The organism is Paenibacillus sp. EZ-K15 (assembly GCF_002573715.1).
Classification (GTDB): domain Bacteria; phylum Bacillota; class Bacilli; order Paenibacillales; family Paenibacillaceae; genus Paenibacillus_AQ.
Genome location: NZ_PDHM01000019.1, coordinates 37,952 through 51,790, shown reverse-complemented (window position 1 = coordinate 51,790; position 13,839 = coordinate 37,952). Strand labels below are relative to the sequence as shown.

Sequence of the window (13,839 nt, the reverse complement as noted above, 5' to 3'; positions counted from 1 at the left end):
AACGGAGGGTTAAAACAATGAGCGGAGGTCATTTCATCATCACGGGAACTTCAAAAGGAATCGGCGAGCAACTGGCCTATATGCTTCTTGAGAAGGGGAATTTCGTGTATGGGATCGCGAGAGGAAAGTCCGAGAGATTGAGCAGCTATTCAAAATACAGACACCATGTATATAATCTGAGCGATACGTTGGGGCTGGAGGAGCTTGTGGATAACATATTTGACGAGATCGATCCCGCTTACGCGGATATGATCTGCCTTATCAATAATGCGTCCATGCTTGAACCGCTGAAGGCCATTGAACTATGCGATGCAAGAGATATTCATATGAATGTGCAAATCAGTTTGATTGCGCCGATGATCTTAACTTCCTGCTTCATCAAGAAAACGGAGGGGCTCTCCATTCGAAAGAAAATCATCAACATCTCTTCTGGCTCCGGAACATATCCAGCACCTACGATGAGCGTATACTGCACGGCGAAGGCTGGGATCAATATGTTTACACAGAGTGTTGGGACCGAGCAAAGGAACCGGCAGAACCAGGTGGAGATCATTGCGGTCAATCCTGGAATGGTGGATACGGAAATGCAAAGACTGGCGAGAGGGAAAAATGAGCAGGAATTTGAAATGGCCAAAGCCTTCGCCCATGCGCATGAGTCTGGACAGCTGCTATCTACAGAGGAAATCGGGGCGCATCTGCTACATATCATCGACAAGGATTTTGAACCTGGAAGCATTGTGAATTATAACGAAATCTAAGGGGCCTTGTCTTGTGAAAGTTGAAGTATATCTTATCTATCGGGGGCTGTTGTCATGATGATGCCAACACATATCGTCGCTGTAGGCGGCGTGGTTGAGAATGAACGCGGTGAAATATTGTTGGTGAAGGACCGTAACGGGTGGGTTTTTCCAGGTGGGCAGGTGGAAGCCGGAGAGAATCTAATGGATGCGCTGATAAGAGAAATCAAAGAGGAAAGCGGCATTGATACCATCGTTTCTCATCTGATCGGCGTCTATTCCAATACATCAACCTATCCGGGACACAGCGGAGTTGCTGAGGTTCCAACGAAGGTGATGATGGATTTTGTATGTAAACCTACGGGTGGAGAGCTGACGATTTCGGAAGAAACGACGGACAGTCGTTGGATCGCTAAGGACGAAGTGCTTCAATTGATTACGGCCCCGGCCATTCGTACGCGATTTCAGGCTTATTTGGATTTTAATCGAGAGGCCGTCTATATGGAATATATTACGAAGCCGGAGTTTGAAATTAAGCTGAGACGGAATATATAAGGACTTCGTATTGGTCTATCATGTATCGAAAGGAATATTCGCATGGAAGAAGTTATTGTAACACCATACAATCCGGACTGGAAAGACGAGTTCGAACGGGAAAAAGCTAAAATTGAGTCAGCACTGAAGGGACTTGATGTCCATATCGAACATATCGGGAGCACGTCGGTGATGGGTTTAGGATCGAAACCGACCATCGATATGATGGCTGGTGTTTTGAAATTAACGCTAGTAAATGAACAATATATAGAGGATCTGGCCAGAATCGGGTATGAATATGTATTTAAACCGGAGTTTCCGGAGCGACTGTTCTTTAGAAGAGGGCAATGGCGGGCGGGGACGCATCATCTTCATATTTACAAGTATCAAGGCCAACAGTGGAACGACCAAATTTTATTCAGGGAGTATTTAAAGAACCATCCGGATACAAGGGATCAGTATTATACCTTAAAAAAAGTTCTCGAAAATCAATATAAACATGACCGCGTGGCCTATACCAACGGCAAGGCTGATTTCATTCGTGAAGTGATCCATAAGGCAAGGCTGGATACGGACGGAGTTAGTCAGGAATCTTGATGCTGGAAGGAAGTAAAGATGATGTCCGAATATTACTGGGATTCTAAAATCGAATATTTGAGAAATACCAGATGGTTATATTACAACGATGACTACCTGGAGTTTCTAGTGAAGAACGTCTGGAAATTGAATGCCCCCGTTAACATCCTGGATTATGGTTGTGGATATGGGGATCTTGGACTGAAGCTTCTCCCGCTATTACCCGAAGGGTCAACCTATACAGGTATAGACAAAGGTGAAGATTTGATCAAGGAAGCAAGAGAAGTGTTTGATAAGCTGCCCTATTCCGCTGAATTCATTCAAGGAGATATTGAGGACATGTTTGTGCATCGTCAGTATGACGTTGCGATCTGTCATGCATTTTTATTACATATGGCAAACCCTCGGATGATCCTTCAAAAAATGGTCGATAGTGTACTGGACGGCGGCCGAGTCATTTGTTTTGAACCACATTGGATCGCCAATGCTGCAAATTATGGCTTCGATGAGGTTCAGCATTCCGAGGTTTTCCGTCTAGGCATATTACAGAAATTGTATGAAGGGAGTTCCAAAGATAGCGGTAAAGATGGGAACATCGGCATGAAGCTGCCGATATTCCTAAGTCAGCTGGGATTACGGAATGTGGAATGCCGAGTCAGTGACAAAGTGAATTTTTTGGACCAGAATATGGACGCTGCAGAGAAGGATCGGCTTTTTCAGTCCTTGAAGGAAGAAGGTATTGGGCAGGAACAAGAAGATTCAGTTAAGGTAGTGGAGCAGTTGGTGCAGAGAGGTTTAACAATAGAAGAAGCACAAGCCCAATATGCCGTCGAACTTAAGTTGTTTCAGGAGTTTGATAGCGATTCGTGGTTAACTTACGCGCCGAATATGAAGATTTCTTTTGGCACGGTTAGTAGAGAATAAATGATCTAAGGAGCCCTATGAAAATTGGATTGGTAAGACATTTTAAAGTTATACATAAACTCGATAGGAAATGGATGACGTCCGATCAGTTTAATGCTTGGGTGGAGGCTTACAATAACGCTGAAATTGAACAATCTGACCTGGACTATGGTTTTTCGGAGTGGAACGTATGCATATCCAGTGATTTATCCCGAGCCATTCAGACAGCAGAAACGATATATCCAGGCCCTATCATCGCAACGAATCGGTTAAGAGAGATTGAGGTTCAATCGATTCATCCTTTTGGAAATCTAAAGCTTCATTACTATATGTGGTTGCTGATGGGGCGTTTGGCTTGGTATTTGTCTCACGGCTCGCAAGCGGAACGGAGAAGCGAAACGCTGGATCGAGCTGGGCATATCATCGATTGGATCGAAGAACGTTACCGTAATCGCAACGTATTAGTGGTTAGTCACGGTGTATTCATGAAAGTGCTGACTCAGGAATTGTCCAGAAGAGGTTACCGAGGAAAGGGATTTGTACAACCCAGGAATGGTGCCATGTATATTTTTGAGAAATAAGCGGGTAAATCAAAGAGAGCCTTGGGTTCTCTTTTTCTGTTGAAGTGTACTGCAGCCCATACAGGTTGAAATATGATGCCGGATACGGTACCATCATTGCACTAGTAAATGTTGTAATCGGCCAGTAAAGGAGTCGTATCTGCAATGACCAAGGTACTTGTAGTGGATGATGAGATTAGTATCTCAAGCGCAGTCGCTTATGCGCTGCGAAGAGAAGGACATACGGTGGAGACGGCAGGGGATGGGCAGGAAGCGCTGGAGCGAGTGGAATCGTTTGATCCTGACGTGATGGTGCTCGATGTTATGATGCCGAAGCTTAGCGGGTACGATGTCTGTCGCAAGCTCGAGAACCGGCAGCGCCCAGCCATTCTGTTGTTGACGGTGAAGAACGATATTGTGGATAAGGTGCTCGGGCTGGAGCTTGGTGCGGATGATTATATGACGAAGCCCTTCGATATGCGGGAGATGATCGCCAGGGTAAAAGCATTGTCCCGAAGAAGCCGTACACCTGAAGCAGTCGGGCAGCAAGCCCCGGACCAGCATGTGATCCGGATATCCGGGCTTACCATTAATCTGTTAAATCGCACCGTTCACGCCGAAGGCAAGCCCCTTGAGCTCACGCCGAAGGAGTTTGATCTCATGGCTCTCTTGGCCCGGAATCCGGAACGGGTATATTCGCGCGAGGCCTTGCTTGAACAGGTATGGGATATGGATTTTGCCGGCGGCACGCGAACGGTGGATATTCACGTCCAGAGATTGCGCAAGAAGCTGGGGAACCAGCACGAAGTGATTCAGACCGTTTATGGCATTGGATATAAAAGCACGGAGATTCCATCATGAGCAAAAGAAAGGTGCGTTTCGGCTTAAAGTGGAAAGTCGCACTTCTTCTCGCCTTGCTGCTGATCGCCGTTGTTGTTGTTCTAAGCACATTGGTTCTGGCCGGGATCCGGGAGGATCAGCGGATGCGCCTGGAGCAATCCTTCGCCCATGAAGCCGAAGCGGCCAATCTCAGGGTTCATCAGGAATTTTTGACGAATCCTCAAACCCAGCCGGATGATTTTATGGAAAATGTCGGTCAACGGCTAGCGGTTGATCTTGGAACCCAAAGCGGTATGCCGGTGACCCTGTATAAGCTGGATGGTACATTCACAGGGACTTCCCTTCCGTTTCAGCCGAAAATGGATGTACAAGACGCACTTGCACACACAGCGCAAGGGCGTTCCGCCTATATTACCGAGGGGGACCAGCTGCTCTATCTTGCCCCGCTTCGGAATATGGATAAGCCGATCGGAACGATTCAATTCCACGCATCGCTAGCTGAGCAGCATGCTTTCTATGATCGGATCCAGAACCTGTTTATCGTGACGGGTCTTGCCGTATTGGCCGCGGGCTTCTTAATCGGTTTTCTATACGTCTGGCGGCAGGTTCATGTCATCAGCAGACTGAACCAGGCTGCGCAGAAGATTGGCGAAGGAGTCTATCTTAGCGAACCGACGGTTAAGCGAAACGATGAGCTCGGCGAGCTGGCACAAGGCATATATGAGATGAGCGGGCGAATTTCCTCCTCGGTGAGCCAGCTCACGGAGGAAAAGCTGAAGCTGCTGGATGCCATCGAACGGTTGCAGGAGCTGGAACAGCAGCAGAAGCAGTTTATCGGGAATATCAGCCATGAATTGAAAACGCCGCTGACTTCCATATTGGCTTATGCGGATCTGCTTGAAATGTATCGTGATGATCCAGCCCTGCTTGAGGAAGCCAGAGGACAGATCAGCAAGGAAGCACAGCGTCTATACCGATTGGTAGAGAAGGCGCTTCAGTTATCGTCCATGGATATTTACGAATTCGAAACCCATGCGGAGCACGTAGAGCTTCTGCCGATTCTGCAAGAAGCGGCAGCCCGACTGGAAGCTAAGGCAGAGCAATCTAACATTACGATTCAGACCTCCCTAACGGATGGTAAGGTATGGGCCGATCCGGAGAATCTGATGCACATGATTCTAAATCTGCTGGATAACGGAATTAAATACAATCGGCCCGGAGGGACCGTCACGCTCTCGAATGAAGTGAAGCAGGATGAGCATGGCCATGATCAGATGATCATTAAGGTAAACGATACCGGAATCGGAATCCCGGACGATGCCAGAGAACGGATCTTCGATCCGTTTTATACGGTGAGCAGTGACCGCTCCAGGGTTCACGGAGGAACTGGCTTAGGGTTATCTCTGGTGCGCAATCTGGCGGAGAAACAGCATGGTTCCGTACAGCTTGCGGAATCGGGGCCCGGCGGTTCTACGTTTGTGATGGTCCTGCCGATGAATCGGCCACAATCGACAGAGGTTATTTCGACAGAAGAAAGTTCAGACTTGGAATAAGGTCTGGGCTTTCTTTTTTTCAAGGTTATCTATTTGTTTACAAGTTCGTTACAAGCTCGATATCGTATCGAGATATTCGCATTCTATACTGAGTTCAACAGGGAAACATGAGGTATGCTAAGACAAAAACTGCAGCTGCCAAAGCTCCTTGGGGGATATGCAGGGGAGGAACCTGTTATGAAAAATAGATTTGAGAAGCATGGGTTCAAGTTGCTGTTTGTTGTTGCTGTTGCTGCAGCCCTCACGGCCTGCCAGTCCCAGGATCGGTTGACGATCGTAGAGCCAGGCAACAGTGCAACCGGTCAGCCCCCTGTATCGAATGCTGGAGAGACGGCATCGGGGGAGCGCAAACTCACGGTTGTGGAAGGGGCGAGTGGGCAACCCAGTCAGGAAGTGGTCGTGAATCAGACTCACCGGATCGCCTCGTCCAACATTGAGGCATGGCTGTCGGAGAATGAGGTCAAGGTGCTAACAACCAAGCTGATCAAGGAAGCGACCGAAACGGAAGAACCGCAATATGCTTATACCACCGAAGCAGTGAACGTAAGTACAGGTGAGCGACGTGAGCTCACGAATCATGAAGAGTCGCATCCAGGCGAACAGCTTGTCAAAGAAGAGATCTCGCCAGACGGTAAATATAGCTTTATTCAGAAATGGAGGGATAAGTACACGGCTGACAATTTCCTGAAGGATTTGAGTACAGACAAGAGCATCCCGGTTAAGGGTGACAATTACATGGAGATTGGGGGATGGCTGGATTCCGACACCTATGTTCTCGCAGCAGGCTCTATGAGCGGCAAAGGCGATATTCGACTCATTTCCACAGATGGCACTTATACCACCATAGCCATTGAGGATGAGGATGTTGAATTTTACAACCAATTCGGAGCGAGTAAGGGCCGGATCTATTATACCGATGTGAACCAGGTGCTTAAGGTCGTTGAACCCGGACAGTCGAAGCCGATACATCTCATTGAAAATGTATGGAACTTTGCGATTTCTCCGGACAGCGAGTACATTGCCGTTGCGACAGCGACCAACACAGGAGGGGACGAGAGTAGCAAACTGCTGATCTATGACGCTGCCGGAAGTTTGCAAGGTTCACTTATCGGAAAAGGCAATCTGATCTCGTACTTGTCCTGGTCACCGGATTCCGCCAGATTAGCCTTCGATGTGTATTCGGAGAATGAGAGCGGGATGAACGGAGTGTACGTGTTTGATACCTCTTCGGGGAAGGTAAGCTGGATGGCACCCTATTATTCTGCAGTGCATCCTGCCGCCCATCCTGTCTATCCTCTGACTTGGAGCCCATCTGGAAAAAGACTGGGAATTGCGATTGATGATAAAGAAGCTATAATTGCGACGTACGTGATGGATTTTAAATAGGGTTATATCGAGCTTCATCATATTACTCATCGACTTAGTGATGTTGGTGAGACAACGAGAGGAATGGATAAAATGAAATCATTAAAAAAATCAATCGTGGCAGTTGCTGTGCTGGGAATGACGTTAACGGGAGCCGCGGGCGTCTATGCGGGGGCAAACCTGGAGAAAATCTCGGCTTACCTGAATCACAGCATCGGTATCAAAGTGGATGGAACCGTATATAACACGGGCAAAAAATTGACACCGATCACATATCAAAACACAACGTACTTGCCGGTTCGCGCGATTGCTGATGTACTGGATGTACCCGTGCAATACGATGCGAAGAATCATCAGGTGCTGATCGGAAGTAAACCTGGAAACGGTCAGACGATCGAGTTAACCACAGTGAAATATAGCGATGCTCAATTAAAAGAAATCAAAAATGCATTCGCCAAATTTGATGGTTTCCAAACACCGTACGCTCCAAGTCAGATGATAAAAGGAGATATGTATCAAAAGACGGGTGCTTCGGAAGATGGCGTCAACATGGTCTTCAAACATATGACGGTATACATTTCCCCAAGAGACTACGCTCATGGATATGACAGCAAACCGGTTACTTTGTCCAATGGGGTAAAAGCGAAATGGTATACACCGGATGATACGGACATGCTGGGATTTCAGATCAATGACCGCTTTGTGACGATCAGCTCACCGGATCATTCCTTAAGCAAAGCACAGCTGGAGAAGGTTGCTGTAAGTGTTGCCCTATTGAAATAAATAAAAAGAGACAAAAACAATAGAGATCTGGATTTGATATGAAAAAGAAGAATAGCGGTTATTACGAGGAAGCTTGCAGGTGATAGAAATATCCTGCGAGCTTTTTCATTTTTAGAAGCAATCTGTGCTGTGATATTTCCTGGGCAATCTAATTTGGTAATACATGGATTGTTGTGAAATAATTAGATGGATTTTATACTGTAAATATATGGGTGACGTGAGGCTGATAACTTGTATCGGAACTCGTAAATAAATTAAAGAAGCAGGGTCGCTGCTCCTTCCATCATTCATTAATTACGCTGCAATAACAGGTAACCGCTAATGTTGGATGTTCTTTTACGGAATACGATTTTGAAACCTACATCATGATCCAGCAAGCAGGCTAAGGCGGTTCTTAGCGATGCATTCGGCGTTAAATCAGCCCGGCAAGGAGATGCATCGCCAATGACACGGGCAGCAAGGATTCTACGCGGGGAGCCCGCAACAAGAGGGTTTCTTGACCAGCTGATTAATACTAAATCCGGTTGAGGAACAGCAGTGACACGACCCATTCAGATCACCTCTTTTACTATAGTAATGTCAGAATATTAAATGATATACCGATGTGAAGTGTGCAAAGCAAAAGGCGGAGTTTTACAAAATCATGGTTAGAACCTAAATTGACGAAAGGGGAAATGTAGTGTGCATCCTATGAAAATGAAGGACATTGTTGAAAAGTATGTGAGAGCCTATAATTCGTTTGATATCGAGGGGATGATTGCTCTTCTGCATGAGGAGATCGAATTTAGAAATAGTTCAAGCGGATCGGTGGATGTGGAGACAAAAGGAATCGAGAAATTTCGAGAAATAGCCGAAAAGTCTAAGTCGTTATTCTCCTATCGTTGTCAGACTATTGTTGGTTATTCGTTAGAGGATGACAAGGTTCAGGTTGAGATCGATTACGAAGGTATTCTCGCAACGGATCTGCCAAACGGCATGAAGGCCGGGGAGCGGATTCAGATGAAGGGAAAGTCCATATTTGAGTTTAGGGACGAAAAGATAGCAGTGATAGAGGATTATAGTTGACAGGTACACCGGCGTGGACACTTCCAAACATCAACAAGCTCATACCATTCGATCGAAAGGATTGGAAGAGTTTAACTAAAGTCGTTTAATTCCAGGAATATTTCGCATCCATATGGTACTATTTGGTTAAGTTGTGTTAAAGACGGGAAATAGAAGAGGGAAGCATGAGAACAATCAAGATACGCTCCGGATCTCTTTAAGAGGACAATGATATGGACATTGGGTAAAAGCCGGTCAATCGAAAGAACTGGGAAGAGGCATTGGCAATGCAGGTTTCGGACTGTTCAATCAAACCAAGAAGTAAAGAGAAAGGGGAGTGACCACTTGTCACAGATTAACATCAATCGAAGCAGTCCTGAAGAAGCGCATTCGGTACGGACGAACCTGATCAAATTTAATGCACAGCATATCGCAGAAGATTTACAGCAGAATTATGAGGAGATCAACTTACATATAAAAGATGAGAATGGTGAAATCGCAGGCGGCATTAACAGTGTATTTTGCTGGAATTGGATTGAGGTCGATATTCTGTGGGTGGATGACCGATTCCGGGGGCGGGGCTACGGTTCGAGATTATTACAGGAGATCGAGAGGATAGCCAGAGAAAAGAAATGTACCTTCATCAAGCTCAATACTTTCAGCTTTCAAGCACCGGTTTTCTATCAAAAGCATGGATTTCAAGAGATTGCACGTATCGACGATGCCCCGAGGGGTTATCAGCATTATTACTTACTAAAAAGATTGGTCATGGAAAGCTAAGTCTTAGTCGAGGAACGGAGCTATAGATAATGGGAGAGGAACAGCAGCATATCCATCCGGTATATTCATTAGTTAAAGCAGAGCCTGTCCTATATTCCAGGTATTTTGCAACATATCGAAAGAACGTTTGGTTCAGACCGAGTTGGAAGCATGTGCAGCAGATGATGGCGGATGCGGACGACTGCTACTGGATCATGTTTGGCGATATAAGAATAGCAGGAATATCAATTTCGGAGAATACGCTGGGATCCCTGTTTGTCATTCCTCCCTTTGGTTTTTCGCAACCGATTGCAGCTTATTTGAAGAAATATATCTTGGATAATATCACTGGAATCACTAGAATACATGCGTACAACGTTCTACCTGAACATATGGCAGCATTCGCAGCAGAAGGCTTTAAACCCGAGCAATCAAGAAAATGCATGATTCGGCCCACAGCGGATACACACAGCCCCTTACTTGTCGATCAATTTAGGTGTGAACAACCAGAACCAGGTGAATTGGTGCAAATAACCCGACTGATGATGGATGCCTATCGTAATCGTATCGATGACCGTGATGATGAGGCTTTTACCCAGGATATACTTTATTATTTTGAGAATAATTCAATGGATATTCTATTAGATGCTTCTTCAACTATAGTCGATCAACAATCCAATGAAATTGTGGGTGTGTGTTTCGTATCCCTCTGGGAGGACCTACCGTTAATTTATGAAATTGCTGTTGCTCCTGCCTATAGGGGGAAGGGATTGGCCGAGTATATGTTACGAAAAGCCATACGCAAATTAGACCGCTATTATGACGTCCTACGATTGTTTGTAACTACGGGGAATAGAGCTGAGCTTTTATATACGAAGTTGGGGTTCTTACCAGGAGATGAACTGACGAGCATGATCTATACCAACGAATAAAACCAACAACCATCCGAAGGAGCTTAACATGATTAGACTGCAACCAGTTGATAAGGATAATTGGACCGAATGCATTAAACTGAAAGCCAAGCCGGAGCAAGAAGGCTTTATTGCCTCCAATCTGTATTCGATTGCCCAGTTTCAATTTCTTGAACATTTTGAAGCGATGGCCATTTATGATGAGCAGACGATGGTCGGATTCGCGTTGTATGGCTTGGACTCCGATGACGGGAACTACTGGATTTACCGTTTGATGATCGACGGAAATTTCCAAGGGAAGGGTTACGGTAAAGCGGCTTTGCGATACATAGTTGAAGAAATCCGAAACAAACCTGACCGGACGGATGTCCTTATGATAAGTTTTGATCCGAAGAACGAACGGGCCAGGCAGCTTTACGTCAAAGCGGGGTTTGAGGAAATCGGCGTCATGCCGTGGTCGGATGGTGAATCCGTAGCGAAGCTGATGCTGTAAACCCTCAGTCTATAAGTATGCGGAGAGGATGATGCTGATATGAAAATCATAGTGACTGGCGGCGCCATCATCCGGGATCATCATGGGCGAATCTTGCTCCAACGGCGCTCGGACTACGGCAATTGGGGTCTTCCCGGCGGCGGTATGGAGGCCGGCGAATCCGTTGAAGAGACGATGAGACGGGAAGTGCTCGAAGAAACGGGGCTGGTCGTCCTCGATCATGAACTCTATGGGATCTATAGCGGACCCAGAATGCAGTATCGATATCCGGACGGAAACGAAGTGGTATTTGTGATGTTTATTTTTAACGCCACGGTGGATTTGAGAGGGAGGACGGAGGAGCAAGGCAGAATACTGATTCATCACGATGAGGATAACGAGTCGTTACAGTTGGAATTCAAGGCATTGCATGAGATTGAGCTAGAGGACATCAGCTCTGTGCAAAGACCGGTATTTGAGGATCTGCAAAGCGGGAAGGCAAACATTTTAAGAACTTGAATATGTCTTGTAACACGATAAAAAGGGAGTGCCTACTGTTTGCAACAGTTGTGCACTCCCTTTGTTAACTTAACTAGAACTTGGGTTCATACCATATGGCTTTGGTAAAGTCCTGGAACGTATCAGCGTAATAATACATAACTTCAATGTTGTTGTTTTCGCCGGTTGCTTTTTGACCCTTGCTTCGGATAATGGGGATGAATTCTGCATAGTATGCGCCATTCAAGGAGATTCGAACAGGCTGCTTAGGGTTGCTCAACTGCTCGTAAGTATAATAGGATGGCTCCCCGTTCACGTTGATCTGCAAGTCGATTTTCTCCGTAGCCTTCAAGGCCAGATAGAATTCCGGCAGGGCATCGCTATTCACTAAAGCAAAGTCATAAACCGGACTTTGTCCGTGTCCTGATGGGGAACCCGCATAGATAAAGTTTCTTGTGCCATTCGGAATGAGATCATCCGGCGATGGTTCCCGGACATAGTCGCTGCCACTATAATAGTCGTAAATTCGATGCAGGACAACTGCGGTTTCTGCTAACGTTACCTTTTGATTCGGGCGAAAATACCCTTTCGCGTCGGGTTTCATGATGCCGGCCTCGGCAAAGCCGAGCAGTGCATAAGCTTTGACGTAATCCAGATCGGAGGCTAAGGAAGGCCCCCATTTTTTGTCTTGCATCAATCCGATTTCGGGTGCCAACGGCTGATAGGCATACTTCCACTTATCATATTGCTTGTAGGAATTGAAATTTCTTTTGGGTAGGTCTTTAATCGCCCGCAATCTCGCGATATCCTCACCGTCGTATAACTCCAAGGAATAACCAATATCATCGAACAGCGCATTCAGCGTAATCAACAAGTCCCAGCGTGTTAACACTTTCTCCGGTATATACTTGAAGGTTTCATCGTCGTAATTGATTCTGTCTGCGGCTCCGATTAATCCGTTCGGCGCTGAAGGTATGCTGCCGTAAACATCCTTAAAAATCTGGTAGGAGGGGTGTCCCTTAGGCACGCCGGGAATGTTGATATTCTTATCGGCTTCGACCCGGAAATCGGTAAACAACCGATGAACCATGAGGGTAAGATCAGATTTGGTCACCATCTTGCCTAAGGTTCTTGTTTGATACTCCATATTCTCAAAAACCCCATGGGATCTCAGGAAATCAACGGACTCATTGGCCCATGCATACTTGGCTTGACTAGATTCCGCCGCACTTGCCACGGATGTCATGCAAAACGATAAAATGAGGGTTAAAGATAATAGTTGACGCCACCTTTTTAAAAACATGAAATCCTCCTGTATGTATCGATGTATTGGATTAATATTCCTCCATTGTAGACGACAAATTATGACAAGGGCAATGTTTTTTTATGTATGCTATCGGGGAGATTGAAAGATAAAGTTATGATTTTGATGGGATTTTTTTGAATGTAACCGTTGACATTACGGAACAAAATGGTAATATTTTAATTCATTAGATATACCGGTTGATTTCAGTACCTATCGGCTTGTACCAGATCATGTTACAGCAGGTTTCTGCTATCTTGGATGGTGAATGCAATGCAGCCTATCACGGAGGAGGAAACGTATGGGAATCGCTTGGTATGACATGGTCGCACGTAGGAATGGCGGCTACAAAGGAAGAGCGGTGTGTACCGTAGTCGGGAGATCGGCGGAAGAGGTGTTTGAGGAGCGGTTAGTGGAGATGCTGCCGCAGTTTCATTCGGTGCTGGATGCAGGCTGCGGGCATGGCGAGTTCACGCTCCGGATGTCCAGGCATGCTGAGAACATCATTGGATTTGACAACTCCGCGGAGATGATCCGAATCTCCCAATCCTTACTCGAGAGCAGCGGAACCCGGAATGTGGAATTTGTGTATGCCACAACGAAGACCGAGATGCCCTTTCAAGATGGTCAGTTTGACCTCATCTATGACCGCAGAGGGCCCACCTCGATCCTGGAACATCCCAGGATATTAGCTTCAGGCGGCACCATCATCGGGATCCATACGGATGTGACTGACGTTCGAAGGCGATTGTCGGAGAATGGCTACATGAATGTCGAGATTGAGGAGTATAATGAAGCGATTACTTACTTCCCGAATGCCCACGAATTTGCATTAAATCTGTCGGATACGCCTGGGAATCCCGATTTCACCTTGCCGGAGATGAAGGGAGAGTTGGACGCCAAGATACGAGAGAATCAGATCGACGGACAGCTTGGGGTTCGTGAACATAAATACATCTGGAAAGCGATGAAGGCGTGACATCAAATCGTTTATCATACCC

General features: G+C 46.2%; 17 protein-coding genes. 15 read left to right on the top strand and 2 right to left on the bottom strand.

The features are described 5' to 3' along the window. The first annotated feature begins 17 nt into the window (after positions 1–17). The 9 genes from CRG97_RS22375 to CRG97_RS22335 all read left to right on the top strand — a co-directional run bounded on the left by CRG97_RS22375 (position 18) and on the right by CRG97_RS22335 (position 7,851). Positions 18–758: an SDR family NAD(P)-dependent oxidoreductase gene (locus CRG97_RS22375; RefSeq protein ID WP_098747563.1), complete on the top strand. Its 741-nt coding sequence runs from the start codon at positions 18–20 to the stop codon at positions 756–758. Between the two features lie 54 nt (positions 759–812). Next, complete coding sequence (locus CRG97_RS22370; protein ID WP_098747561.1) at positions 813–1,292, top strand: NUDIX hydrolase; 480 nt, start codon at positions 813–815, stop codon at positions 1,290–1,292. Between the two features lie 42 nt (positions 1,293–1,334). Next, complete coding sequence (locus CRG97_RS22365) at positions 1,335–1,868, top strand: GrpB family protein (protein ID WP_098747559.1); 534 nt, start codon at positions 1,335–1,337, stop codon at positions 1,866–1,868. A 21-nt stretch (positions 1,869–1,889) separates the two neighbouring features. Then, positions 1,890–2,771, top strand: a complete 882-nt coding sequence (locus CRG97_RS22360) for a class I SAM-dependent methyltransferase (protein WP_098747557.1) — start codon at positions 1,890–1,892, stop codon at positions 2,769–2,771. 17 nt (positions 2,772–2,788) lie between these two features. After that, positions 2,789–3,331 (top strand): histidine phosphatase family protein, encoded by a 543-nt coding sequence (locus CRG97_RS22355; RefSeq protein WP_098747554.1) that lies wholly within the window; start codon positions 2,789–2,791, stop codon positions 3,329–3,331. Between the two features lie 144 nt (positions 3,332–3,475). Further along, positions 3,476–4,171: a response regulator transcription factor gene (locus CRG97_RS22350; protein WP_098747551.1), complete on the top strand. Its 696-nt coding sequence runs from the start codon at positions 3,476–3,478 to the stop codon at positions 4,169–4,171. After that, positions 4,168–5,703, top strand: a complete 1,536-nt coding sequence (locus CRG97_RS22345) for a sensor histidine kinase (protein ID WP_098747548.1) — start codon at positions 4,168–4,170, stop codon at positions 5,701–5,703. The genes CRG97_RS22350 and CRG97_RS22345 overlap by 4 nt, the downstream gene beginning before the upstream one ends. Before the next feature lie 177 nt (positions 5,704–5,880). Then, entirely contained in the window at positions 5,881–7,089 is a 1,209-nt protein-coding gene (locus tag CRG97_RS22340) for a hypothetical protein (RefSeq protein WP_098747545.1), read from the top strand. Between the two features lie 72 nt (positions 7,090–7,161). Further along, the gene (locus CRG97_RS22335; RefSeq protein ID WP_098747542.1) at positions 7,162–7,851 is read left to right on the top strand and encodes a stalk domain-containing protein; all 690 of its coding nucleotides are present in this window, start codon (positions 7,162–7,164) and stop codon (positions 7,849–7,851) included. A gap of 290 nt (positions 7,852–8,141) precedes the next feature. Here CRG97_RS22335 and CRG97_RS22330 read toward each other — a convergent pair whose 3' ends face one another. Then, positions 8,142–8,402, bottom strand: coding sequence for a hypothetical protein (locus CRG97_RS22330; protein ID WP_098747539.1), 261 nt, complete (start codon positions 8,400–8,402; stop codon positions 8,142–8,144). A gap of 139 nt (positions 8,403–8,541) precedes the next feature. Here CRG97_RS22330 and CRG97_RS22325 point away from each other — a divergent pair, with 139 nt between their 5' ends. From CRG97_RS22325 to CRG97_RS22305, 5 genes are all read left to right on the top strand, one after another. Beyond that, a complete protein-coding gene (locus tag CRG97_RS22325) occupies positions 8,542–8,916 on the top strand; it encodes a nuclear transport factor 2 family protein (protein ID WP_098747830.1) in 375 nt (124 codons plus the stop codon). 324 nt (positions 8,917–9,240) lie between these two features. Beyond that, positions 9,241–9,675: a GNAT family N-acetyltransferase gene (locus CRG97_RS22320; protein ID WP_237566541.1), complete on the top strand. Its 435-nt coding sequence runs from the start codon at positions 9,241–9,243 to the stop codon at positions 9,673–9,675. Between the two features lie 29 nt (positions 9,676–9,704). Next, the gene (locus CRG97_RS22315; RefSeq protein ID WP_098747533.1) at positions 9,705–10,586 is read left to right on the top strand and encodes a GNAT family N-acetyltransferase; all 882 of its coding nucleotides are present in this window, start codon (positions 9,705–9,707) and stop codon (positions 10,584–10,586) included. Positions 10,587–10,614: 28 nt separating this feature from the next. After that, positions 10,615–11,058, top strand: a complete 444-nt coding sequence (locus tag CRG97_RS22310) for a GNAT family N-acetyltransferase (RefSeq protein WP_098747530.1) — start codon at positions 10,615–10,617, stop codon at positions 11,056–11,058. A gap of 39 nt (positions 11,059–11,097) precedes the next feature. Further along, positions 11,098–11,556: an NUDIX domain-containing protein gene (locus CRG97_RS22305; RefSeq protein ID WP_098747528.1), complete on the top strand. Its 459-nt coding sequence runs from the start codon at positions 11,098–11,100 to the stop codon at positions 11,554–11,556. 73 nt (positions 11,557–11,629) lie between these two features. On the opposite strand, the gene CRG97_RS22300 is transcribed toward CRG97_RS22305, so the two are convergent. Next, the gene (locus tag CRG97_RS22300; RefSeq protein ID WP_098747525.1) at positions 11,630–12,838 is read right to left on the bottom strand and encodes an S-layer homology domain-containing protein; all 1,209 of its coding nucleotides are present in this window, start codon (positions 12,836–12,838) and stop codon (positions 11,630–11,632) included. Positions 12,839–13,139: 301 nt separating this feature from the next. On the opposite strand from CRG97_RS22300, the gene CRG97_RS22295 reads away from it, so the two are divergent. Next, a complete protein-coding gene (locus tag CRG97_RS22295) occupies positions 13,140–13,817 on the top strand; it encodes a class I SAM-dependent methyltransferase (protein ID WP_076325200.1) in 678 nt (225 codons plus the stop codon). Positions 13,818–13,839 lie beyond the last annotated feature (22 nt).